General features: G+C 34.4%; 23 protein-coding genes, 1 pseudogene and 2 other annotated features. Of the genes and pseudogenes, 17 read left to right on the forward strand and 7 right to left on the reverse strand.

The genetic code is table 11. From position 1 onward, the window contains the following. The first annotated feature begins 296 nt into the window (after nucleotides 1–296). Complete coding sequence (locus tag BN1082_RS13320; protein WP_090635103.1) at nucleotides 297–1241, forward strand: MBL fold metallo-hydrolase; 945 nt, start codon at nucleotides 297–299, stop codon at nucleotides 1239–1241. 95 nt (nucleotides 1242–1336) lie between these two features. Next, nucleotides 1337–2242, forward strand: a complete 906-nt coding sequence (locus tag BN1082_RS13325) for a PhzF family phenazine biosynthesis isomerase (protein ID WP_090635104.1) — start codon at nucleotides 1337–1339, stop codon at nucleotides 2240–2242. A gap of 34 nt (nucleotides 2243–2276) precedes the next feature. Here BN1082_RS13325 and BN1082_RS13330 read toward each other — a convergent pair whose 3' ends face one another. Together BN1082_RS13330 and BN1082_RS13335 are read right to left on the reverse strand one after the other, a co-directional pair. Continuing rightward, entirely contained in the window at nucleotides 2277–3047 is a 771-nt protein-coding gene (locus BN1082_RS13330; protein WP_090635105.1) for a cysteine hydrolase family protein, read from the reverse strand. A 201-nt stretch (nucleotides 3048–3248) separates the two neighbouring features. Beyond that, entirely contained in the window at nucleotides 3249–3953 is a 705-nt protein-coding gene (locus tag BN1082_RS13335; RefSeq protein ID WP_090635106.1) for a cupin domain-containing protein, read from the reverse strand. A 192-nt stretch (nucleotides 3954–4145) separates the two neighbouring features. Here BN1082_RS13335 and BN1082_RS13340 point away from each other — a divergent pair, with 192 nt between their 5' ends. Both BN1082_RS13340 and BN1082_RS13345 read left to right on the forward strand, forming a co-directional pair. Then, the gene (locus tag BN1082_RS13340) at nucleotides 4146–4535 is read left to right on the forward strand and encodes a DnaJ family domain-containing protein (RefSeq protein WP_090635107.1); all 390 of its coding nucleotides are present in this window, start codon (nucleotides 4146–4148) and stop codon (nucleotides 4533–4535) included. 115 nt (nucleotides 4536–4650) lie between these two features. Beyond that, the gene (locus BN1082_RS13345; protein WP_090635108.1) at nucleotides 4651–4944 is read left to right on the forward strand and encodes an RNA polymerase alpha subunit C-terminal domain-containing protein; all 294 of its coding nucleotides are present in this window, start codon (nucleotides 4651–4653) and stop codon (nucleotides 4942–4944) included. A gap of 243 nt (nucleotides 4945–5187) precedes the next feature. On the opposite strand, the gene BN1082_RS13350 is transcribed toward BN1082_RS13345, so the two are convergent. From BN1082_RS13350 to thrS, 3 genes are all read right to left on the reverse strand, one after another. Beyond that, nucleotides 5188–5544, reverse strand: a complete 357-nt coding sequence (locus BN1082_RS13350; RefSeq protein WP_090635109.1) for a GIY-YIG nuclease family protein — start codon at nucleotides 5542–5544, stop codon at nucleotides 5188–5190. A gap of 23 nt (nucleotides 5545–5567) precedes the next feature. Next, the gene (locus BN1082_RS13355; RefSeq protein WP_090635110.1) at nucleotides 5568–6323 is read right to left on the reverse strand and encodes a DUF2087 domain-containing protein; all 756 of its coding nucleotides are present in this window, start codon (nucleotides 6321–6323) and stop codon (nucleotides 5568–5570) included. Between the two features lie 244 nt (nucleotides 6324–6567). After that, nucleotides 6568–7779 carry a threonine--tRNA ligase gene (gene thrS / locus BN1082_RS13360; protein ID WP_090635111.1) on the reverse strand — a complete coding sequence of 404 codons (1212 nt, stop codon included), beginning with the start codon at nucleotides 7777–7779 and terminating at the stop codon, nucleotides 6568–6570. Between the two features lie 51 nt (nucleotides 7780–7830). Next, nucleotides 7831–8063 (reverse strand) — a binding site (T-box leader). Nucleotides 8064–8377: 314 nt separating this feature from the next. Continuing rightward, nucleotides 8378–8610: a binding site (T-box leader), on the reverse strand. 280 nt (nucleotides 8611–8890) lie between these two features. Between thrS and BN1082_RS13365 the strand changes: the two genes are divergently transcribed. The 8 genes and pseudogenes from BN1082_RS13365 (at nucleotide 8891) to BN1082_RS13400 (ending at nucleotide 15845) form a co-directional block, all read left to right on the forward strand. Then, nucleotides 8891–9238 (forward strand): PadR family transcriptional regulator, encoded by a 348-nt coding sequence (locus tag BN1082_RS13365; RefSeq protein ID WP_090635112.1) that lies wholly within the window; start codon nucleotides 8891–8893, stop codon nucleotides 9236–9238. Next, nucleotides 9225–10220 carry an HAAS signaling domain-containing protein gene (locus BN1082_RS13370; RefSeq protein ID WP_090635113.1) on the forward strand — a complete coding sequence of 332 codons (996 nt, stop codon included), beginning with the start codon at nucleotides 9225–9227 and terminating at the stop codon, nucleotides 10218–10220. The genes BN1082_RS13365 and BN1082_RS13370 overlap by 14 nt, the downstream gene beginning before the upstream one ends. Nucleotides 10221–10657: 437 nt before the next feature. Further along, nucleotides 10658–12034, forward strand: a complete 1377-nt coding sequence (locus tag BN1082_RS13375) for a L,D-transpeptidase family protein (RefSeq protein ID WP_090636461.1) — start codon at nucleotides 10658–10660, stop codon at nucleotides 12032–12034. A gap of 197 nt (nucleotides 12035–12231) precedes the next feature. Continuing rightward, nucleotides 12232–12375: pseudogene (locus BN1082_RS28195) on the forward strand (GH25 family lysozyme); the annotation flags it as partial. Nucleotides 12376–12401: 26 nt separating this feature from the next. Then, nucleotides 12402–12947 carry a GNAT family N-acetyltransferase gene (locus BN1082_RS13385; RefSeq protein ID WP_090635114.1) on the forward strand — a complete coding sequence of 182 codons (546 nt, stop codon included), beginning with the start codon at nucleotides 12402–12404 and terminating at the stop codon, nucleotides 12945–12947. Between the two features lie 546 nt (nucleotides 12948–13493). Continuing rightward, nucleotides 13494–13979: a DinB family protein gene (locus tag BN1082_RS13390; protein WP_090635115.1), complete on the forward strand. Its 486-nt coding sequence runs from the start codon at nucleotides 13494–13496 to the stop codon at nucleotides 13977–13979. Nucleotides 13980–14114: 135 nt separating this feature from the next. After that, nucleotides 14115–14618, forward strand: coding sequence for a nucleoside deaminase (locus BN1082_RS13395; RefSeq protein ID WP_090636463.1), 504 nt, complete (start codon nucleotides 14115–14117; stop codon nucleotides 14616–14618). 354 nt (nucleotides 14619–14972) lie between these two features. Further along, nucleotides 14973–15845 carry an AraC family transcriptional regulator gene (locus BN1082_RS13400; RefSeq protein ID WP_090635116.1) on the forward strand — a complete coding sequence of 291 codons (873 nt, stop codon included), beginning with the start codon at nucleotides 14973–14975 and terminating at the stop codon, nucleotides 15843–15845. A 152-nt stretch (nucleotides 15846–15997) separates the two neighbouring features. Here BN1082_RS13400 and BN1082_RS13405 read toward each other — a convergent pair whose 3' ends face one another. Continuing rightward, nucleotides 15998–16216 (reverse strand): hypothetical protein, encoded by a 219-nt coding sequence (locus BN1082_RS13405; RefSeq protein WP_090635117.1) that lies wholly within the window; start codon nucleotides 16214–16216, stop codon nucleotides 15998–16000. A 234-nt stretch (nucleotides 16217–16450) separates the two neighbouring features. Between BN1082_RS13405 and BN1082_RS13410 the strand changes: the two genes are divergently transcribed. Further along, nucleotides 16451–17146 (forward strand): Crp/Fnr family transcriptional regulator, encoded by a 696-nt coding sequence (locus tag BN1082_RS13410; RefSeq protein ID WP_090635118.1) that lies wholly within the window; start codon nucleotides 16451–16453, stop codon nucleotides 17144–17146. A 50-nt stretch (nucleotides 17147–17196) separates the two neighbouring features. After that, nucleotides 17197–17592, forward strand: coding sequence for a DMT family transporter (locus BN1082_RS13415; RefSeq protein WP_245640424.1), 396 nt, complete (start codon nucleotides 17197–17199; stop codon nucleotides 17590–17592). A gap of 198 nt (nucleotides 17593–17790) precedes the next feature. Here the strand turns inward: BN1082_RS13415 and BN1082_RS13420 are convergent, their stop codons facing one another. Further along, nucleotides 17791–19005 (reverse strand): MerR family transcriptional regulator, encoded by a 1215-nt coding sequence (locus BN1082_RS13420; protein WP_176699781.1) that lies wholly within the window; start codon nucleotides 19003–19005, stop codon nucleotides 17791–17793. Between the two features lie 285 nt (nucleotides 19006–19290). Between BN1082_RS13420 and BN1082_RS13425 the strand changes: the two genes are divergently transcribed. From BN1082_RS13425 to BN1082_RS13435, 3 genes are read left to right on the forward strand one after another with little or no spacing between them, the layout of a single operon-like run. Then, entirely contained in the window at nucleotides 19291–20559 is a 1269-nt protein-coding gene (locus BN1082_RS13425; RefSeq protein ID WP_090635120.1) for an NAD(P)/FAD-dependent oxidoreductase, read from the forward strand. Nucleotides 20560–20573: 14 nt separating this feature from the next. Then, nucleotides 20574–22046: an aldehyde dehydrogenase family protein gene (locus BN1082_RS13430; RefSeq protein WP_090635121.1), complete on the forward strand. Its 1473-nt coding sequence runs from the start codon at nucleotides 20574–20576 to the stop codon at nucleotides 22044–22046. 25 nt (nucleotides 22047–22071) lie between these two features. After that, nucleotides 22072–23493, forward strand: coding sequence for an MATE family efflux transporter (locus tag BN1082_RS13435; RefSeq protein ID WP_090635122.1), 1422 nt, complete (start codon nucleotides 22072–22074; stop codon nucleotides 23491–23493). Nucleotides 23494–23498: the final 5 nt, after the last annotated feature.

Below are 23498 nucleotides of genomic sequence, written 5' to 3' on the forward strand. Positions count from 1 at the left end.
TTTCCTCCTATTTTATAGAGTGGTATCTTCCATCCACTCATGCATTTTTTCTTTCATACTATATATAGGGAAAAAGGGGGGTAAAAGGACAGGGTAGGGAAAAAATATTTTTCAGTGGGGTCAGATACACTCAAGGAATTAATGAAAGAATTGCAGTGTTTTTATATAACTAAGCTGTTATTTAGGTTTAAGAAGGAATTTTATTAATGAAGGGGAATATATAACGTTATTGAAAATTTAGCATTTTCTATGTAGTTGAAATCTGATAAATCAAAAGAGTAAGAAGGTGCTAATAAATGAATATCGTTGAGACTAAATATTTCAATTTACAAAGACTATCTGACGGAGTTTATGCAGCGATTGCAAACCCTGGTGAAGGTGCGTGGAGCAATGCTGGGTTTGTAGATTTAGGCAATGAATTACTTGTGTTTGATTCATTCTCTACCCCGATAGCTGCGAAGGAATTATTGAAACAAGCAGAAGAGATTACAGGAAAAAAAGTGAAATACTTAATAAACAGCCATTATCATGGTGATCATGTGTTTGGAAACCAAGTGTTCATAGATTCTACTATCATTTCTACTTCTTTAACTCGAAAGTTATTTGAAGAAAAAAATGTGATTGATAACGTTGAAAAAGAACAGGAAGAAATGGGACAATATTTAAAATCTCTAGAAAAACAAATAGAATCAACCACTGACACTATATTAAAGCATAGCTTGTTAAATCAATTTAAAGAAATGTCTAAAGTTCTAGAGGCAGTACCTTATTTAAAAATGGTACTACCGAATTTGATTTTTGAAAAAAATCTAGTTATTCACGGGTCGAAACGTAATGTAGAATTACACTGTTATGGTGGGGGGCACACACCAAGTGATTGTTTTCTTTATTTACCAGAAGAAAAAATAGCATTTATGGGGGACATTGTAACAGTGGAGACCCATGTACCTATTTATAACCCTGAAGAATTTGTTGCTATTTTGAATAAAGTAAAACAAATAGATATAGAAACAATTGTACCGGGGCACGGATGTGTAGGTAATTTGAAGTTATGTGATATATTAATCGATTATTTATCAATTTTAATACAGAAAGCAAAGGAAGCTCAGCGATACAACTTATCGCAAGAGAACTTTATGTCAGGATTTTCAACGCCTGCTGAATATAATAATTGGAAGAGTCCTAATGGAATAAAACGGAATCTTTCAACTGTATATAATTTTTACAAAAAGCCAGAATAAATTTTTAACGAACGTGAGCGTAAGTGAAACAAGCAAGCAATTATTGATGGGGAAAATAGTGAAAACATTTTAAATTGTATATTGGGGGAAATGATGTGAAATCTATTGATGTTCATCATTATGATGTGTTTAGTAAAGAACCTAATAAAGGGAATCCTGCTGGAGTAGTATTAAATGGTGATGACTTAACCGAGACAGAAATGCAAGAAATAGCTTTCAAAGTAGGATTTAATGAAACAGCTTTTGTAGTTAAGTCAGATGTAGCTGACATTAGAATACGTTTTTTTACACCAGGACACGAAATGAATTTATGTGGTCACGGAACAATGGCTACTGTGTATGCATTAAAAACCAAAGGGGTATTAGGGGATAAAACGAATTTCACCATTGAAACAAAAGTAGGGATTTTGCCGATAAAAATTAACTCAACTACTGATAGTGATATTTTAATAACTATGAAACAAGCTTCACCTCAATTTGAAGAATATAAAGGTTCGAAGGAAGATCTAGCAAATTCGATAGGATTACAAGAATCGGATATTCGTAATGATTTACCGATTCTATATGGGAGTACTGGTACCTGGACTCTATTAATTCCAATAAAACAACTTAATGCTTTTAATAAAATGAAACCTAAAAATAAGGATTTCCCTACTATTTTGAAAGAAATGCCTAAATCATCTATCCATCCTTTCTGTTTGGAAACCAATGATTCTAACGCTGATATGTATGCCAGACACTTTTCTTCACCTTATTCTGGCACAATTGAGGATCCAGTTACGGGAACCGCTTCAGGTGTAATGGGAGCATATTATGCTAAATATATAAAAAACAACATTTTTGATGAACCTCTAAATCTTATTGTTGAGCAAGGTTACGAAATTCAAAAAGATGGTCGAGTTATGGTACGGATTTCAAAAAATAGTGAGTTTTATGATGTTGATATTACAGGGAATGCGGTTCATGTTAAGGATTTTGAAGTTTTTTTAGAAGATGAATAATGTCTACACTGGGAAGCCTCCAAACTGGAGGCTTTTATCTATTACTTGATTTCATTTTATCTATAGTTTCATTTGTAGACCATGAGGCACTAGCAATTATACGAAAGTTTATTTTTGCAGCCTTGTCTCCATCTAAATCATTTATCTTTACGGAACCTGTTGCGTCGTGTACTACTGACACTTCAAATCCTTGTTCAATTAGTTCGCGCATGTGAGATTCAACGCACAAGTTCCCAGCCATACCTGCAAGAATGACGCGGGTAATTCCGTGTTTTCGCAGTTGCAAAACCAAGTCATTGGCTTCGGGTCCGTAAATTTTATGCGGACTTGTGATTATGGTTTGCCCATCTTGAATATAAGGCTTATATCGTTCAAGAAAGTCCGCACCAGAACCTTTAAAGCCTTTAAGTGATAATGGATCTTTACGCTGATACATTTTGAGATTGTGCATCGAATGTTCCATAGCTCCCCCAAACCTCCATTTTAGGTCATAGGGATAATAGTAATGAGGGGACACAAAAACTTGGAACTTATTTTCCTTTGCTGTTTTTAATAATAATTCAATGTTCTCAATCGTATGATTTTTAGCAACGCTGTCTTTAACTAAATCCCATGCTACACCTTTTGGACTTAAAAAGTCATTTTGCGGATCAGTGATCACCAAAGCGGTATTCTTTTGATACACCTTCATTCCCGGCTGTGGAAGTGTTATGGTTTGTGCTGCTGCACCATTTTGATGATAACCATAAAGATGAAGGTTGATAAAAAACGAGAACACAAAGAAACGTTGTAGAATTTTTCTCATTGAGAATCTCCTTAAATAAATTTATATACGTTTATTAAGTAATGTTTTCAATGATTGATTCATATTCACCACGGGCAAATTGTTGATTGAAAAACATATCATTATGTTTACTAACGGGTCCTGAATTCAACAAAGTAGGGTTGTTCCGACGAGCTTTTTCGTATGGTAGTAATACGCAGAATAGTGTAAGAAGCATAGTACTTAAATTTGCATTTGAGCCAAAGTGGAACAACAAAAAAGACATGGAATTTCCATGCCGGTAGTGGATTTCATCCTTTTATCACCAATATTGCAGATGCTGGAAAAAATAAGGGTTTGTTGGTTGTATTGGAAGTGTTGGTTTAAATATTGATGGGGCATACTTTCTGGTCCTCTATTGCAATTCTGGTAGGGGCCTATATAGGTTTCGGGTTTTACTGATGCAGTAATTTGTTTCCACTGATTTTCATTCATACAATAAGTATGTGACATAATATTTGAAGGCGTAAACTTTAAGATGTCAGAGCCCAAAATTACTTGTGGAGTGGGTGCATTAAAAATCGTCAAAAGATGAGTGTTATCAACAGCAGCTACTTCATAATGCCACCAAGCTTGTGGAACGTTTGCCACTTGTCCCGGTGAAATATAGTAACTGAGAATTTGCTTTGTAAATGGATTTAACATTGATACAGTCGCAGCACCAGAAATACAATAGACTAGCTGTGCAGCATTTTGGTGATAGTGAGGTTCTACAACATTATTAGTACTAAGGAAAATGTCTAACAGCGAAACATTTTCCAATGTATTCAACTGTTCCACACCTAATATGTTTATATAGTTGTTGGTGTCTTTTTTAAAAAAGGGACTTTTATTTATGTCAAATGAGTATTGGGTTGATGGAGATTTGTGATCAATATTTGAAACCATAATTTTTCTTCACTCCCTAATAAATGCAATAAAAACAAACTTTATAGGCATGTTTTGTACCTTCAATTATTTTGGTGATTTTAGTTATTAAGAATTAATTCTTTGCCACTACGAAGATAAAACGCAATAAGTGGAGAATAAGTTTGTGAATATAATGTAATGACAATATATGATTAAAAAGGGGAGACTTATATGGGGAACCGTGATAATAGTGGTAATGATAATTTGATTGATCGAATTATCAAAGATTCTAAAATTGATGACGAAATGAAGAAAAACCCTGGTTTCGGAAAACCATTTCCAAAAAATTTCTATAGTGGAGATACATACAGTAATTTTTTAAATACTGCAAAAAATGCAGGTTATTTACCCCCTTGGATAAGTATACAAAAGGAAATACGTGAGAAAATTGCTTTAACATTGAAAATGATTGAACAAAATGCCATTGAAACTAAAATAAAAAGCTCAATTGATGAAATTAACGAGAAAATAGTAAAATATAATGGTTCTTGTCCACCAAATATGCAACGTGGAAAGATAAGCATAGAAAACATTGCGAAACAATACAAAGTTTGGGAATAGAAAATTTATCGAAATTTATGTTTCACAAACGGGTGTAAATATTCAAGAAGGTAATCGCCTCTCAGTCCTTGAACTATTAATATGAAAATTTCATAAAGCAAGGAGACATTTTAACATGACAACTCCAAATAAAAATTTAAAGATTTGTAACAAAGGACATCAATATTATAAAAGTAGCGATTGTTCAACTTGTCCGATTTGCGAGCGGGAACGAAGACCTGAAAATGGATTTCTTGCAATGCTTTCAGCACCAGCAAGACGAGCGTTGGAAAACAATGATGTAACATCATTACAGAAGTTATCATCATATAGTGAAAAAGAGATTTTAAAATTTCATGGTATGGGACCTGCTTCCTTACCGAAACTTAGGTCTGCATTAAAGGAAAAGGGGTTATCTTTTAAAGACTAATTTTTATACTTTAAATAGGGGTTCTTCTTCGAATAAATGGGGCTTGAGCTGAGGATTGGGATTGCAACAGCGATCCATTTTTCTTCTTGTTCTAACGGAGCAGGATTCAACAAAAAAATGAGGCTATTTATAACAGATAGCCTCATTTAATTTATAAATATAATTCAACCATGTTTTAAAGGATTTACTTTTGCAGATAAATGGTGATAAGTAGAATGAGCTTTTAAATTCTAATAAAAAAAATTAATGGATTTTTTTGGAATTATATCCTCGTTCTCCATAAGGTTTAAGTTGTTCTAACCATTTTTCCTCAAGTTCTAACAATGCTTCTTTCTCGGTAAAATACGGGTCATCTTTCTTTTTAAGGATCTCTAATACTTCAAAAGTAAAAATGTCTTTCCCAAATTGGATCCATTCTTCTTGAAGTGCCTTATTGGAATGGGTACCTGTTTCAAGCATTACCTTTACCCCATTTAGGGATTTCAAATTTTTAGTGCTTCCGATAAAAATTTTTTGGTTTTTGCTATTTTTAATTTGATAGACTCCTGCTTCAATAGGTATTTCTTTATAAATTTTTTTAAGTTCTTTTTTTCGGTCCATTTATTCTTACCTTCTTTCTACGTTTATTTTTTTAGCCAGTATTGGCTTCCGTCTGGTTTTCTGTCTAAAAAGCCGTATTCGAATAAATATCTTCTGATTACGACATAATCATCATAAATGGTTTTTAATATTTGATTTAATTCATTTTCATCATAAGTATGTTCACTATCTAAGTTTTTCGCGATTTCCCGAAGGACAATAAGCCGCTGCTTTTCCTTAGGAGGGAATTTCTTTAAGGTTCCGCTTGTTCCTTCAGGGAAGAATTTCTTAATAGTTTCATCCTGTTCATCTAGTGTAATATCGTATCGATCATCTACCAATCTGGCTGTTTTATGAGGAGGTATAAAAGCTGGTGCATACTGATCTCTATCTTTTAATAGTTCCATTATTGCTAAAAAAATCTTTGCTTGACGCTCCTTCTCTTTTAGTGCAAAACGGTGATGCCTAATGGTGGAGGTACTTCCAATATCCATGTCCATTTGGACTTCTTTATCGCTTTTTCCCTGATAAAAGAGACTAAGGAGTTGATTCTGATGGTCAGTAAGACCGGTGAATTTCTTATCCAGTCTTATTAAGGAATCAAATACCGAATTATGTGTCCTTTCGATATGAATACGTGTATATCTTTCAGCTTCATACAGAATCCCCTCATAAGGATAAATAATTCCTTTTTCGAATTCCTTCCCACATAACAGGCATTTATAAGAATCAAAATCTTGAATGTATCCCCGTTTAAGTTCTTCTAATGACGCGTTCCAAAAAAAATCCGAAATTTCCATTATGAAAACACAACCAATCAAAGATTAATCGTTTCATAAACAAAAGTAATTTATGTTTATGTATATATAAACATAATAAATAAGTGTTTGTATTACGTCAATGAATTTAATGGAATTTAAATAAAAATTTGACGGGCTAGATGATTACTTACCGACCTAGAAAGGAGAAAAAACCATGAAAAAGAAAAGACGTAAAGAACTGAAGCCCAAAAGGAGTATAATCCTCTCGGGCTTCTGATGTGGTTTATCTGTTATGGTTAATTTCATTCATGAACCGTTCAATTGTTTCTTGTATATTCATCACACCAATGTTCCCTTCTTTTCGCTTTCTTAACGCTAAGGATTGGTTCTCGACCTCTTTATCGCCGATAACAAGCATATAAGGAATCTTTTGTTTTTCTGCTTCTCTTATCTTCAATCCCATTTTCTCAGACCTGTAATCGACTTCCACACGTAAGCCTGCTGCTTCCAAGTTGGATTTCACATCATTTGCATAAGCTACTTGTGATTCCGAAATAGGAATTATTTTTGCTTGAACAGGTGATAGCCAAAGGGGAAATTCTCCAGCAAAGTGTTCAATTAGAATAGCCAAAAAACGCTCTACTGAACCAAAGATGGCTCTATGAATCATAACGGGACGATGAAGTTTATTATCCTCACCCACATAAGAACAATCAAACTTTTGAGGCATTTGAAAATCCAATTGGACAGTGCCACATTGCCAGCTTCGTCCTAGTGAATCTAAAATATGAAAATCAATCTTCGGACCATAAAAAGCCCCATCACCAGGGTTGATTTGGTAATTAACCCCTTTACTCTTCAAAACAGATTCCAATGCTAATTCAGCTTGATCCCAGATTTCTTCAGAACCCATGAATTCTTCGGGTCGTGTAGAAAGCTCTACCTTATAGTCAAAACCAAAGTGAGAGTAAAACTCATCAATTAACGCTAGAACCTTATCAATTTCGGACTCAATCTGGTCAACTCGAACAAATAAATGTGCGTCATCTTGAGTAAAGGAACGAACTCTTAATAGTCCATTTAAAGAACCTGAAAGTTCATGTCGGTGGACTAATCCAAGTTCAGCAAAACGGATTGGCAATTCCCGATAACTTCGTCTCTTGCTGTTGAAAATTAAGATAGCACCAGGACAGTTCATTGGCTTAATGGCATAATTTTGTCCATCAACATTGGAAAAGTACATATTTTCGTGATAGTGATCCCAATGACCTGATTGTTCCCAAAGTTCCTGTTTCATCATTATGGGTGTTTTAATTTCCTGATAGCCTGCCCTTTGGTGTTTCTTTCTCCAGAGATTTTCAAGTTCGTTCCGAATGACCATGCCATTTGGTAAGAAAAAAGGCATTCCTGGAGCCTCTTCCATTGAAGCGAATAGTTCTAACTCTTGACCTAACTTTCGATGATTTCTTTTTTCTGCTTCCATTTGGTTCATCATGTTTGTCCTCCTAATTTTAAAGTTATATAAAAAAAACGCACTCATCCCAACAAAAGGGACGAGTGCGGTCGTGATACCACCCTAATTCCAAAAAGTGCGCCAAAGCCTACTTTTTGCTCAAAAAGATAACGGATTTACCGATTATAGATACTCTGGTTGACCCATTTCCCCACAATAGCTCCAAGGTGGTAAACCATTCGATTTTCTTCAGGGCTTACAGCCAATGACCCTGTTCTCTGGAAAGAAAATACTCAAATGATTCATGTCCTTTTCATCGCATTTCCTTATTCCTTTTCTAAAAATAAAAAACGCACTCATCCCAACAAAAGGGACGAGTGCGGTCGTGATACCACCCTAATTCCAAAAAGCGCGCCTAAACCTGCTTTTTGCTCAAAAAGATAACGGATTTACCGATTATGGATAGTCTGGTTGACCCATTTCCCCACAATAGCTCCAAGGTGGTAAACCATTCGCCTTTCTTCAGGGCTTACAGCCAATGACCCTGTTCTCTGGTAAGAAAATGAACGTATGATTCATGTCCTTTTCAACGCAATAACTAATTATTTTTTTATAAAATAAAAAACGCACTCACCCCAACAGTAGGGACGAGTGCGGTCGTGATACCACCCTAATTCCAAAAAGCGCGCCAAAGCCAGCTTTTTGCTCAAAAAGATAACGGATTTACCGATTGTAGATATTCTGGTTGACCCATTTCCCTACAATAGCTCCAAGGTGGTAAACCATTCGATTTTCTTCAGGGCTTACAGCCAATGACCCTGTTCTCTGGTAAGAAAATAACCAAATGATTCATGTCCTTTTCATAGCTAAATTAGATTTGTTATTTATTGTTAATGGCAATTTTAATACACATTTTTTAAAAGGTCAAATATTTTTTGAACAATATATAATGATGGAATATGAATTCGAATAACTAAGTATCGAATTTATTTAAAAATTTTTACAAGGGAAGTCTATAGGAGGATTAAATAATTTTCTTATTATTTTAAATTGGTTGTTATTTTAAATTGATATTGTAACAGCAATAGTGTATGATACATAGTATAAATTGTATACTGTATGACATATAGCAAATAAAAAACGAGGTGGGTGAATGAGTACTTTATTGAATTCATTAATTACAGAGCTTAGGAGAGGAACGTTAACATTAGCCGTTTTAAGTCAATTACAAACTCCTCAGTATGGATATTCACTTGTTCAGTTATTGGAGGAATCGGGCATCACCATTGATCAAAGTACCTTATATCCATTGCTTCGCCGATTAGAAAAGCAGGAGTTAGTGACGAGTAGTTGGGACACATCTGAGAGTAGACCCCGTAAGTACTATGTTTTAAGTGAATATGGTTTAGAGATCTTTTTGCAGTTAAAAAGGGAATGGATTAAGAATTCGAAAGAGCTCTATGGCTTATTAAAGGGGGAAAAAGAGGATGAATTTGATTGATATATATATCCACGAAGTTACTCGGAGGCTGCCTGAAAAAAATCGCGAGGACATTGCTCTGGAGTTACGGTCAACCATTGAGGATATGCTTCTTGATAACTATAGCGAAGAAGATGTAAAGGCGGTCCTTGAAAAATTGGGGAACCCAGTAACATTAGCTAGTGGATATCGAGATCAGCCAATGCATCTAATTGGTCCACGTTATTTTGATGTATATATTACGTTATTAAAAATGATTTTACCGATTGCCACTGTTATTTCTTTGATCTCAGTAATTGCTGAATATGTTATTGGATATGGTGGTGAGGAAACCGTAATTAATAGTGTTTTGACTATTATTGGTGGAGGAATAAGGGGAATCATTGAAGTAGGGATCCAAACCTTTTTTTGGCTAACACTTGTTTTTGCCATTTTGGAACGAACAGATAAAGGAAAAGATGGTCAGCCATATACAACAAAGTTAACAAAATGGACTCCTGATGATTTGAAAAAAATTTCTGTTATTCCCAAGAAAAAAGCTATTTCGAAGCTTGAAGTATTTGGAAGTTTGATGTGGACTGCAATTTGGGCAACTTTCTATTTTTATGCGAATCATCTAGTAGGTGTATATGAAGGCGGCGACAGATTTAAATTTGTGACTCCATCTTTCAATCAAGAAGTATTACTTGAGTATTGGCCAATCGTTCTTGTTGTGATCGGTTTTGAAATAGCATTAGCACTCTACAAACTAATCAAAGGACAATGGACGAAAAGAATGGCATTATGTAATGCTGCTCTCCAGCTTATTGCTACTATTACATTCATTGTAATAGTAAGAAACCCGAATATATTGAACCAAGATTTTATTACGTATATGACTAATTTATTTACCATTACTTCTAATCAATTTGAAACGTGGTTAGTTAGCGGAGGAATTTCCATCTTTATTTTATCTGCGGTAATCACTGTAAATGATGGCTTTCGCAAGGCAAGAATTCGATAATTGGTATTAGCATATTAATGTGAAGGGTGCAAGAATTGAATAAAGCAACGCTCTCGGTGCGTTGCTTTTTATCGTACCTTAATCTAAAATATTTTTAGTTTACCAATTTTAGGTTCTTTTATTTTTCGCTGCGGGATTTTATAAAATATGTCCCTCCTATTGTGACAAGTGGAAAAATGCATGAGAAAAGGTTAGGAAATTAGGAATGTTAAAAAATTTAATTAACTTAAATACAAATTATGACAAATTTCACATCTTTCAATCAAGTAGACTAAAACTAATGTCTTAAGAAAAAGTAAAGTTTAGGATGTTATAAAGTTAGATGACACTTACGTCTGGGACACAGGTTAGGGGGAAGGTTTGTGAGAAGTACGTTAAATGAAACAGGTGTAGAAATAGAAATTGATAAAGGACGGTTTAACACATTCAGAAAGCTTATGAACTGGAAGTTCATTACAATCAGCGTAATCATTATAATTGCACTCATTTTTACAGCTATCTACTTTTATCAGACAACCCGGTTCAATGCACTTATCACCATCAATAACATAAAGGTCGGTGGACTGACTGCAGATCAAGCACTAAAAAAACTAGAATCATCTGTATTAAAAAACGAAGTTTATGTTGGAAAAGAACGAATATTTGATGGGAAAGATACGAAGATGGGATTTACGAAAGAGGATCTGCCCAGTGTCAAGAAATTATTAGGAAGCCAGTGGACGTTCTTACCTTCCTCAAAGGCAAAAAATTATTCCTTGATGCCAAGTCAAGGCGATCAATACCGAAGCCAAACGTTGAAAAAGCTATTAGAGGATAAGCTTACACTCATGAATGAGAGCTTAAAAGCCCCTCAAGATGCTGATGTCCGTTTGGAAAATGGCAACATCATCATCTCCAACAGTACTCCGGGAACGCAATATGATGTCGCCAATTTAATAACGCAGTATCAAAAACAGGAATATACAAGTGAAATTCATTTGAAACCCATATACCTACAGCCAAATAAAGAGGACAGTCCACTTGTAACAAAAAAAGAGAAAATGCTTCAAGATTTTCTTCAACAAACCGTTGATTATAAGGTGCAGGATAAGGTTTATTCTGTAAAAGGCAGCGATGTCATTAAAAATGCTTCTCTGTCAAAAGATATGCAAGTTGTTTTTGACCCGGCTGATATTAAGAACAAAGTTTCTGAGATTAATAGTTCACAATCAACATTAAATAAAAATTTCTCCTTTAAGACCCATTCAGGTTCAGTCATATCGGTAAAAGGAGAGTCCTATGGCTGGGCCCTTGATGTTGATAAAGAAACAAAGCTGATTCAGGAGGCCTTTGAAAAAGGCGAAAAATCAATTTCTGCCGAAGCTATTTACGGGGATGGCTGGAGCACCTATGGCACCGGCTATCAAACAACAACGAACAATGGCATAGGCGACACTTATGCGGAAGTATCCATTGCGGAACAACGGATTTGGATTTATAAAAATGGACAATTAATGGTCACTACCAATGTGGTTACAGGCTGGCATGGTGTTGATCAGGATACACCTCCAGGAGTGTGGTATATCGAGTTTAAACGATCACCATCCATCCTTAGGGGTAGTGAAGTAGGTAATCCGAATTATGAGGTTCCTGTAACTTATTGGGCACCCTTTACACTCAGTGGCTGCGGATTCCACGATGCCGGCTGGCGGAGAAACTGGGCAGGTGATGCCTATCTAACGCAAGGATCAGGTGGCTGTGTCAACGTCCCGCCAAGTGTTATGGCTTCCGTATATGACAATCTTGTCCAAAACGAGCCAGTTGTCATATATTAAGAAAGGATTAATTGAAATCTATTTTAGCTAATGTAATGGCTAATAATTATTCAACTAAACGTGGCATTACTTTAACAAAAAAGTAATGCCATTTTCTTATGAGAATGATCTGGTTAGTAGCAAAGTTGTAGAATAGAATTTAGATAAAATGGTATTCTTGACTTTTCTATTGTGGGATCTAGGAATCTATTTGCCTACCATCTTTGCTGGATAAAAGAGCTTGGACATTTTGGCAGTACACAGACCGCGGACGATTGGATGGATATAGTGGAGAGGAAAAGTCCATTGACCTAAATGTATTTTATGGTAGCAATAAAGAATTTTTAAAATATGGATATTAGAGAACAAGTTTTGGGAGGGGAGTGTAATGAGGGTTACTCCAAAAGAATTTTGTATTCATAATTTACGTTATATTGTAAGGTCTGCAATAGTGAAAGATGCGAAAAGCTTGTCTGAAGTAAGATTGCAGATAGATGGTGAAACAGAAAATTTAGATCGAGAAAAAGGCGAGGCGTACATAGATGAATCAGGTTTTAAACAGATCATTAAAGATGACACAGAAAGTAGTAGTAATCTATTTTTAGTTGCTGAAGCTAATGAAAAAATTGTAGGTTTTTCAAGATGTGAAGGGAACAAATTGAAAAGATTTTCTCATAAAGTAGAATTTGGAGTCTGTGTATTAAAAGAATATTGGGGATATGGAATAGGAAGAAACCTTTTAAAAGAATCTATTGATTGGGCAGATTCAAATGAAATAAAGAAAATAACTTTAAATGTTCTTGAAACCAATGATAAAGCTATAAAGCTTTATGAAAAATATGGTTTTGAAGTGGAAGGTATTTTAAAAAAAGACAAAATTCTATCTGACGGGAATTACTATAATACCGTTGTGATGGGAAGATTTAAAGGATAGGGATTAGATAACAATCCAATTCTAACGGATGGTTGAGGGAGTTCTGGAGAGTGTTTTTTGGAACCCTTTTTTAAAAAATCCAGTATGGTAACCGTAATAGGATGAGCAACGATGAGGGTAAATGATTATTACAAATTAGTAAAATAATTATAACTATAATGATATCGAAGGTGAAAGATGAATATTAAGGTTATATTACAAGGTCTACTTATTGGAATTATTATGATAATCATTTTAATTTTATTTCAGAAAATAACCCATATAAATGTGCCTACTTGGCTCGGTAATATTATAATTTTGGGCCTTATTGTTTTATTTTGTAAAAAGACTAAATCCTCTAATTAACCAGTATCAAATAAGAACGTATTTTTATATATTTTCTGTGGTGAAGTACTGATAAGTGAAAAATTTCACTTAAATTAACGGATCAGGAGTTGAAAAAGGAATTTAAACTGGGTTAGTAGAATTAGTTATATTGAACTTTGAATTATTTTAATATTAAAATAATTTATCGTTTGACTAATTTTCTAAATACGGAGGGATTTCGTGAAGACACTTTTTAGATATAACTGGATGGTAAGAGAAGAATGGTATCGGTGGTGTGAAGGATTAAGTGAAGAGGAACTTCTACGAACAAGAACTGGCGGAGTAGGTAGTATACTACATACACTCTTCCATATAGTTGATGTGGAATGGAGTTGGATACGCCTTTTACAAGGTAAAACAGACTTTGATGAGAGTTTCGATGGTTATAAAAGTTTGAATCAGGTTCGAAAATTGGACTCTGAATTTCGTTCGGAAGTGGAGAACTTTGTGAACAATTGGGATGATAGTATGGAAAATCAACTATTATACGATACTCTACCAGATGGAAGAATTGTAACTGACACTTGGGGTGAGGTTATACGACATGTCATTGCCCACGAAATTCACCATATAGGACAATTATCAATCTGGGCAAGGGAAGAAGGGAAAAAGCCTGTGTCTGCAAACCTTATTGGACGTGGGCTTATCTCTCAATCTAATACATAATGGAAAAAGTAATTAATTTAGTTGTATTCTTTTTAAACGGGGCGATTGTTCATTAAGGACAGTCGCTTCTTTTACTAACGCTCAAGCTAGCGAAAGACAGTCATTATCGAGAGGGTGAAAGAAACTTTGAACAACATGGATAAAGATAGATTCTTTTTAGAAATGGCTCTTGAAGAAGCCGAACGATCCTTAAAGGAGAACACATATCCAATAGGAGCCGTTATTGTTGATGAAAATTATAATTTAATTGCCAAAGGAAGAAATAGAGTATATCCTCAGCAAGATGCCACAGCTCACGCAGAAATTGATGCCATAAGAAATGCTGGACAAGTAATATTAAATGCAAAAATTAACCGAGAGATATTTACTATCTATACCTCCTTAGAACCTTGTCCAATGTGTACAGGTGGGATTTTGTTTGCAAATATAAAAAAAGTAGTTTGGTTGTTAAATGATGACTTGGGTTTTGGTGGGTTTAGAAAAATAAAGAGTACAAACATTTTTGATGAAAGATTTAAAGAAGTGGAACTAATTGAAGAACCTTATGACGACTTAAAGAAGAGACAAAAAGAACTTATGAGCAAATGGGCAATAAATTCTAATAACATTGTAAACTTACGGGATGCTATAAAGAAATAATTCCTTAAGAAAAGGAAAGTAATGTGTGAAGTAAACGAATTCTAATATTGAATGGTTGACCTAATTTTGTAAAAATATTTTGCAGTTCCATTGATAGGCAATAGCCTCCAAATAAAATGGTAAACCAGTAGAAAAAAACAACTGGTTTTCTTTGATAATTTATGTAGATCCTCAACAATTGTTGGAACTTTGTTGAAAGATAAGAGCGTACATTTAACCATGACTTATGCTAAAAATTTTCAAGGCGACTTAGCAACTGTATGATAAAAGAATAAACCCTACAAAATGGTGCACAAAATGTCGGATGATTAGATCAAACTCCTGCTATTCTCTTTATATAAGGAGGTCATTGAATTGGATTTGCTCAAAAATATGAATAGTGCCATTAAATTTATTGAGGAAAATCTGACAAACGATATTGACTTTAAAGAAGTTGCAAGGCTGGCTTACTGCTCGGAATATCATTTTAAAAGGATGTTTTCCTTCCTTGCAGGTATTACACTATCCGAGTATATTCGCCGAAGACGACTTACGCTTGCAGCGTTTGAGCTTAGAGATAACAACATTAAGGTCATTGATATTGCGATAAAGTACGGTTACAACTCACCAGACTCTTTTGCAAGAGCGTTTCAAAATTTGCATGGTATCACACCATCAGAAGCGCGAAGTAATGGCCATTCACTTAAAGCCTATCCACCGATGTCCTTCCAATTATCTATTAAAGGAGGCAGAGAATTGAACTATCGAATTGAAGAAAAAGAAGCATTTCGGCTTATTGGAATTAAAAAAAGAGTTCCTATCATTTTTAATGGGGTTAATCCTGAGATTGCTTCTATGTGGGAAAGTTTAGATGAGCGAACCATAAATGAACTTAAAAAACTATCGAATGTCGATCCTGCAGGATTGCTAAGCGCATCTACGAACTTTTCCGAAGGCAGGATGGAGGAAAAAGGGGAGCTTGATCATTATATAGGCGTAGCAACCACAAGGGATTGTCCAGATAACTTAACACTGCTTGAAGTTGCTTCATCTACATGGGCGGTATTTGAAGCAGTCGGCCCTTTTCCTGAAACACTTCAAAATGTATGGGGACGAATTTATTCCGAATGGTTTCCATCCTCTAACTATGAACCAATAGAAGGGCCAGAAATCCTTTGGAATGAAAAAAGAGATGTAACCTCACCAACATTTAGAAGTGAAATATGGATCCCCGTTTTAAAAAAGTAAGAATAAATGTAGGATAAAAGCAGACACATATTAGATACATCTAACATGTGTCTGCTTTTTGTTTTTATTTAATTACCCTCATCCGATTGATTTTCCTCAGTATTTTTTTAAATTGAACTTTTATCTAGTAGGGAAGGGATAATCAAAAAAGCCTACCTTTTTTTCTTTTTTGAATTATCTACAATAAGTTTATTTTTATTAACGGTTTCTAACAAAACTTGCACATGATAGTTTTTTTCATCAATACTTACAACACTCGAAACTTTTCCTTTACGGCCTTTAATTGTTAAATCTTCACCCACGGACGGAACACGTTTAAGCAGCTGATTTAATAAAAGTTTTTTGTTATCGAAAAAATGAACTACAAACATTTTGGTCTCACCCATTTCACATGATATGTTTTACATAAAAATACTTAAATTGTATCTTTCATATAAAATATAGGTTTAGAGATAGATTTAGACCAAATTACTAAAATAAAATCTTCGTATATTCCATGAATCATATGAAAGAGGCAAGATAAATGAATAAATAATGACATATGTCCTTTTTTTATTTTAGGAAATATTTTATATATGGAATATATAACCAACAGGAGGGCTATAATGAATGAAATTTTTAATAAAGACTTACTAAAGTTTTACTTACAAGAACATAAATTAGATAACCTGTTCAATCAAGAAATTTTGCAAGAAATGCAAATGCTTCAATTGAATAAAGGAGAAATTCTTTGCAGGCAAGGGGATAAGCTAGAGCAAATGTATTTCTTGGTTAAAGGTAAATTGAAAATATCTAAAACACTACCAAATGGAAAATCTCTTCTATTAAGATTTAGTAATCCTTTGGCAATTATAGGGGATATTGAGTTTACAACTCAATATGAGATTATGATAAATGTAGAATCTGTATATGAGAGTTTGTTAATAAGAGTTAATTTTAATACATTATATAAAAATTTTTATAATAATCCTGAATTTCTACAATTTATCCTTAAAAAAGTTAGTCATAATTTATACTTATTTTCTAATTTTACAAGTTTTCTTCTTTATCCAGTTGAAAACAGACTCGCCAGTTATCTTATATCAATTACTAACGAAGAAAACCACTATATATTTTCTGAAGAAATGAAAACGCCAAAACTGACTGAATTAGCTGATTTACTTGGTACTAGTTACAGGCATTTAAACAGGGTCATAAAAAAACTTAGTTTAGAATCTATTATTGAAAGGAAAAAAGGAGTTTTTTACATAAAAGATATACAAAAATTAAAGGAATTAGCTATTGGTAATATATATGAATAGCAAAATGGAGGGAAGGAAATGCAAGGAGTTATATTTTCATTAATCGCAGAGTGTTAATCAGTCTTCAATCGGTTTTTAATACTAGACTTAGTGAAAAACTTGGGCTATGGCAGACTAATACAGTTGTACATGGGTTAGGATTTCTTGTGTCTATGCTATTATTTTTGATTATAAGGGACGGCAACGTTAGTAAATGGAATGAGATTGATAAAGTTTACCTTTTGGGTGGGGTTTTTGGGGCGTTTGTTGTTTACACTGTTATGCAAGGAATAACAAAACTCGGTCCTGCTTATGCGGTTACATTATTGCTGGTATCTCAGTTAATCGTAGCATTAATCATTGATACTTACGGGTTATTTGGAACAGAAAAGGTTGCATTTACAGCCAATAAAGGTATAGGAATAGCAATAATGATTATTGGAATTTTAGTTTTTAAACTTAAATAATCTCAATGATCATTAGTGAATGGGCCACTTGTGGTTTGTACCTCCTGCACCCTGTGATGAATATGAATTTTAAATAGCAATTTTGGGGTTCATTTTCAATTGAATACATAGAAGTTGTTTAGTTAAAAGAGCATTTCTTTAAGAAGGGGAAATGCTCTTTTTCATTGAAATTAAAGTCAGTTTAATCGCTTTATCACTCTAGATAATATGTTCTGCAATATAACCGAGTAGATTCACTTTTTCACCTAGTTCATGATAATCAAGAAAAATACCAGGGTTATCTGTCGAACCAATAACTGCCTTGGACTGAATCTTTAATCCTTCTTTCTCTAAATTATTCTCCAGATAATTTGGATATAAGACATGTTGATGTGAATTCGGATAAAGCGTACGAAAATTTAGTAAAGAGGTTGCTCCTTCATGGTAATATAAGTAGTTACCAATAACCTTAGTATCTTGATTAATATAAGTTTGCAATAAAGTAATGGGGAAAACATTCTTATTCGAACAAATATCGTTTATGGTAATACTATCTATTATGATATCTATTGACCCTGGTTTTAAAGGAAGATTATAGTCAGTATTTTGAATATAAATGACATGAAGTTTCGGATTGTTTCTTTCGATAAACTGCCTCAATTTTTTAATCATAGTCAAAGAGAATCCACAAAAAATATAAAAGGTGTCAAGGTCAAGTGATGATACGTACTTTGGTAAGGAAACAGAGACATCAATATTTGTTTCAATTACGACTTTATTGGATAAATTTTGTTCCTTCAATAACTTAATGATCCATTGATCGCCTTTTTCTCTTAAACTGACAAAGTTTGGATTGAATTCTGTCATTGTATCATCATCTAGGATGCAGTAGGGAGATTCCTCTAAATTTGAAGTAATAATTATTCCATCCTGTATCGAGGTAAAATAACCACATGAACAAGTTAGTTTTGCTTCAGAAATATTACTGTTCAATATGGATGCATCAGAAATAATCAATGGGATTTTACAATACGGACAATAAAAAAATGGAACAAATGATATTGGGACACCGGTAGAACTACATGAAACACTAGGCTGATCGAGGGAATGTAATTTATTATCCAAAAGCTTAATGAATCGGTTTAGTTCCTTTTTTGCTTCTAAAAAAGTGTTTTTCTTCTCCAATAAGAGTTTTTTGTAATAGCCAATGTCAATATTAATCGTTAAACGTTTGTACGAAAGGAATTGCTGAATTTCTTTTAATGAGAATTGCAGAGTCTTTAGTTCTAATATTAATTTCATGTCATCAAGGCAGGATTGATTCATATGAAACTGGGTTCCCTTTTTCTCCGGAACTAAAAGCCCTAGTTCTATATAGTAACGAATAGTGTCGATAGAAACATTAAAAAGTTTCGCAAAAGATCCGATTTTCAATTTTACCCCCTCCAAACTCCTAAAAAAGTGGTCATTAACTCCATATTTTTAAGAAAAAATCCAATAATATGCTATTGACATAAAGTTAAACCTAACAATTATTATAATTATAGAGATTTTACAAAACAATCAAAATATATGAAAAATTCTAAATAATTTTTCAGAAAAAAAGGAGGTAATTGTGTGGCTGCGGAAATTGTATTTCTAAATGGTGAATAATAATTTGTGATATGAAATTATGAAGGAAAAAAATTAATGAAACTACTAAAAAGGAGTCGCATTTTCATGAACAGTTTATCATTATGGGCTGCTACAGCCAATCCAAAAAAAAATCGACCTGTACTAATAGGAAATGAAACTACTGACGTAGTCATTGTAGGAGGTGGCTTTACTGGTATATCTGCTTCCCTCCATTTACAGCAAAAGGGGTATAACACGGTTGTATTGGAACAAGAAACCGTGGGCTGGGGAGCAAGTGGCCGTAACGGTGGGATGCTTTTGCCTGGATACAAACCTACATTAGTAGAGCTTGTCGATAAGTGGGGCTTAGATGAAGCAAAACAACTTAATGAACTTTCATTAGAGAGTTTACAACTTGTTGAGCAATTAATAAATGATTATCAGATTGATTGTTCCTTCCAAAAAACAGGATATGTTGTTGCTGCTTTTAAAGCAAAGCACTTCGAAGGGATGAAGAAAGAAAGTGAATACGTCAACAAGCATTTTGGATATGAAACAAAAATAATAGAAAAACATCAAATGGGTGAGGTGATCAATTCAACAGCATATCATGGCGGTTTGGAAGATCCTTTGGCTTTCTCCTTTCATCCTTTAAATTATGTACTTGGTTTAGCGGAGGCGGCTGAATCACATGGTGCAAAGATCTATGAAAAATCGAAAGTTTTAAATGTGAAAAGAGATTCAGGATATGTGGAAGTATATACAGAATCAGGAAGAGTAAAAGCAAAAGAACTCATTATGGCTACAGATGCTTATTCTGAAAAAATAATGAAACCTTTGCATCGGGGGATTCTTCCTATTAGTAGTCAGATCATTGCGACAGAAATTTTACCAGAAACCACGCTAAAAAGACTTCTTCCAAAAGGACAAATGATATTTGATACGAGTAACTTCTTATACTATTTCCGGAGGACACCAGATTCCCGAATTGCATTTGGTGGAGGAGATATTATTCCGAACCGCGGTGAAAGCGTATACAACGAAGTGTACGACGCGATGATTAATGTCTTCCCCGATTTAAAGGGATGTAATGTTACTTATCGCTGGGATGGATTAATTGGTGTAACTAGAGATATGTTCCCTGTACTCGGAAGAATGGAAGATGGCACATTCTTCGCTGCAGGTTATTGTGGTCACGGTGCTTCTTTAGCTACTCTTTTTGGAAAATTACTTGCACAATACGTTGTGAAAGAAAGTGAAGAAATGTATCGATTTGGACAAATGAAGTTAAAACCATTTCCGTTTTCAAGTCAGAAAGGATTACTGATCAATTTAGCAAGTAAGTATCATCGTTTACTTGATTGGTTGGCGTAAAGGAGAGGGTAAAAATGATGGAACTTAATATGTATATTGATGGAAAATGGATTACTTCTATATCTGGGGAAAAAAGGGAAGTTAAAAATCCCGCAAATGGGAAGGTAATTGCATTAGCTGCTGAAGGTACTGCTGAGGATACAATTTATGCTATATCGATAGCACGTAAAACCTTCGAGAGTGGCGTCTGGTCTACACTTCCTTTTAAAGCTCGTGCAAATTATTTGAATAAAATCGCTAATTTGTTGGAAGAAAACGCAGAGGAAATAGCGATGCTTGAAACATTAAATAACGGAAAGATGTTATTGGCTGCAAAAACAGATGTTCAAAATGCGATTGATTGCTTCCGATACTATGCAAGCCTTATTACTCAACCAGAAGGTGAAATGTATAATGCCGGCGACTTAGTTCAGACAATCGTTATTCGTGAACCAATAGGGGTGTGCAGTCTTATTGTTCCATGGAATTTTCCACTCCTTATGGCTTCGTGGCAGATTGCGCCAGCACTAGCAGCAGGAAATACTATAATATTAAAACCTTCAGAGATCACACCTGTTACAGCTGTTAAGCTGTTCGAAATTATTGAAAAAGCTGGTGTGCCAGCAGGAGTTGCAAATTTAGTGTTGGGAACTGGAAATATTGTTGGTAGTGAAATGGTAGATAGTGATTGGGTAGATAAAGTGGCTTTTATTGGTGGGACGGAAACAGGTAAGAAAATTATGCGTCATGCTGCAGAAAATGCAAAGAAAATTTCATTAGAGTTAGGAGGGAAATCGCCAAACATTGTGTTTGCTGATAATGACTTGGAAATTGCAGTAGATAACGCATTATTCAATATTTTCTTTAATAGTGGTCAGGTATGTACGGCAGCGTCCCGTCTTCTAATTGAAGAGAGTATTCACGACAAATTTGTCGATAGATTGATAGAGCGTGCAAAAAAGATTGTCATTGGTCAAGGTAATAAAGATACAAGTGAAATGGGACCGCTTGTTAGTGAAGCCCATATGCAAAAGGTATTAAGGTATATCGAAATAGGAAAACAGGAAGGTGCAACACTTGCTTGTGGAGGTAATAGAATTATAGATAACGGGTTTGAAAACGGCTTTTTTGTTGAACCAACTATTTTCACCGATACTAGACCGGATATGAGAATTGTTCAAGAAGAGATATTTGGCCCAGTATTAGTTATTCAAAAATTTAAAGATGAAGAAGAAGCAATCACATTAGCAAATGACACAGTATATGGATTGGCTGGTGCTGTTTTTTGTAAAGATATAGAGAAAGCGATGCGTGTAGTCAGAAAAATTCAGGCGGGAATTACCTGGGTGAACTGCTATCATGTAGCAACGGTACAAGCTCCTTGGGGTGGTTATAAACAGAGTGGAATCGGAAGAGGTTTAGGAATATTTGCCCTTGATGAATTTTCAGAAAGAAAACAAATTAATGTAAGCTATAAGGCACACCCTGTTGGATGGTTTTCTAATTAACAAATGCAATTAAGGGAGGAAAGTTATGAAGAATATAGATGTTCAAGAACAAACTATTATTAATCCTAAAGCATTTGCAGAAAGGGAATTAGGAACAAAAAACATAAAGAGTTTGTTTTACCGTTATATTCTCCTTGCTATTCTAGGTAACATTTTTTTGGTCATTCCTTCATTTGTGGACGGAAATATTGTAGGGCAATTGGGGACAAAAGAGATGGCAGGGGTTGGTATTGGTTATACCGTACAAGTTCTCTCTCGTGCTATAGGTGTACTTATTGGAGTTGGAGCAGGAGCGGTTGTTGCCCTAAGATTGGGAGCTGGCAAAATCGATGAAGCGAGAAGTATTGCTGGTCAATCGATCTGGTTAGGTGTGATCTTGTCGACGGTTATAAGTATCTTTGGTTATATCTATAATGAACCTCTAATGCGTTTATTTGGTGCGAATGATGCGGCTCTACCATCCGCAATACAATTTGGAAACCAAGCTTGGATTTTTTTCCCGTTTCAGGTATTAGCGGTCATCCTTAGTATTCTTGCTATTCTCGATGAACGACCAGGACTTAGCACGTGGAGTTGGTTAGCTGGATCGATTTTGGCAGCTGTTGTTGAATTAATTCTATTTCATAAGTTTCAATATGGAGTAGTAGCTTCTGCTTGGTCTAATAATATTTGTACGTCGTTCCCATGTCTTCTAATTTTTTATTTTCTTTTTAGTAAAACTTTGTTAAAACCTAAGCTGAAGGACATTAGAATAAAGTTTAGCAACATTATAGAAGTTAATGCCACTGGTTTTGCCTCATTCTCAATTCAACTTACTATGTTTATCTCCATTATTGTCATCAATAATTTGTTAGCTTCTTTAGGGGGAGAGTTACATGTATCTGCCTTTACAATTCAAAATGGATATATTGCCAACTCTCTCATCCTTTTAATTCTGGGAATCACAACAGGTATTCAACCTTTAATTAGTTATAATTACGGCGCTAGACTTTATAATCGAGTAAGGGAAGCTACTTCGTTAGGAATAAAATTCACATTAATAATGTCTATTTGCTTTACAGCATTATTATTTATTTATACTGATTCAATCGTTCGTTTCTTTACAGGAGGAGACGCTGCTTTGCAAGATATTGCTGTATGGTCGACCAGAGTGTTAAACTTTACTTTTCCACTTGGGGCGATCATTTTGCTAATATCATGTTACTTTGAAGCAATCGAGCAAAACATTAAGGCAACATTTATAGCAATTGGGAGATCCTTTATTTTTTCGATACCATTATTCTATATTCTATCTCATTTTTTGGGGGTAAATGGTGTATGGTACTCAATGCCGGTGGCGGACGTACTTTCATTTATAGTAGCTATTTTCTTTATGTATAGAGAGTTTAATAGATTAAAGAGTATTAATGAAAATGAAAAATATAGAGATATTGAAGAAATAATTTAATTGAT

It is taken from the genome of Neobacillus massiliamazoniensis, from assembly GCF_001048695.1.
In the GTDB taxonomy this organism is placed as follows: Bacteria; Bacillota; Bacilli; order Bacillales; family Cytobacillaceae; genus Neobacillus; species Neobacillus massiliamazoniensis.

Coding starts and splice junctions, on each gene's coding strand:
- BN1082_RS13320 (WP_090635103.1), top strand. CDS start 297: ATGAATATCGTTGAGACTAAATATTTCAATTTACAAAGACTATCTGAC.
- BN1082_RS13330 (WP_090635105.1), bottom strand. CDS start 3,047: ATGAGAAAAATTCTACAACGTTTCTTTGTGTTCTCGTTTTTTATCAAC.
- BN1082_RS13335 (WP_090635106.1), bottom strand. CDS start 3,953: ATGGTTTCAAATATTGATCACAAATCTCCATCAACCCAATACTCATTT.
- BN1082_RS13340 (WP_090635107.1), top strand. CDS start 4,146: ATGGGGAACCGTGATAATAGTGGTAATGATAATTTGATTGATCGAATT.
- BN1082_RS13345 (WP_090635108.1), top strand. CDS start 4,651: ATGACAACTCCAAATAAAAATTTAAAGATTTGTAACAAAGGACATCAA.
- BN1082_RS13350 (WP_090635109.1), bottom strand. CDS start 5,544: ATGGACCGAAAAAAAGAACTTAAAAAAATTTATAAAGAAATACCTATT.
- BN1082_RS13355 (WP_090635110.1), bottom strand. CDS start 6,323: ATGGAAATTTCGGATTTTTTTTGGAACGCGTCATTAGAAGAACTTAAA.
- thrS (WP_090635111.1), bottom strand. CDS start 7,779: ATGATGAACCAAATGGAAGCAGAAAAAAGAAATCATCGAAAGTTAGGT.
- BN1082_RS13365 (WP_090635112.1), top strand. CDS start 8,891: ATGAGTACTTTATTGAATTCATTAATTACAGAGCTTAGGAGAGGAACG.
- BN1082_RS13370 (WP_090635113.1), top strand. CDS start 9,225: ATGAATTTGATTGATATATATATCCACGAAGTTACTCGGAGGCTGCCT.
- BN1082_RS13375 (WP_090636461.1), top strand. CDS start 10,658: ATGAACTGGAAGTTCATTACAATCAGCGTAATCATTATAATTGCACTC.
- BN1082_RS13385 (WP_090635114.1), top strand. CDS start 12,402: ATGAGGGTTACTCCAAAAGAATTTTGTATTCATAATTTACGTTATATT.
- BN1082_RS13395 (WP_090636463.1), top strand. CDS start 14,115: ATGGATAAAGATAGATTCTTTTTAGAAATGGCTCTTGAAGAAGCCGAA.
- BN1082_RS13405 (WP_090635117.1), bottom strand. CDS start 16,216: ATGTTTGTAGTTCATTTTTTCGATAACAAAAAACTTTTATTAAATCAG.
- BN1082_RS13410 (WP_090635118.1), top strand. CDS start 16,451: ATGAATGAAATTTTTAATAAAGACTTACTAAAGTTTTACTTACAAGAA.
- BN1082_RS13425 (WP_090635120.1), top strand. CDS start 19,291: ATGAACAGTTTATCATTATGGGCTGCTACAGCCAATCCAAAAAAAAAT.
- BN1082_RS13430 (WP_090635121.1), top strand. CDS start 20,574: ATGATGGAACTTAATATGTATATTGATGGAAAATGGATTACTTCTATA.
- BN1082_RS13435 (WP_090635122.1), top strand. CDS start 22,072: ATGAAGAATATAGATGTTCAAGAACAAACTATTATTAATCCTAAAGCA.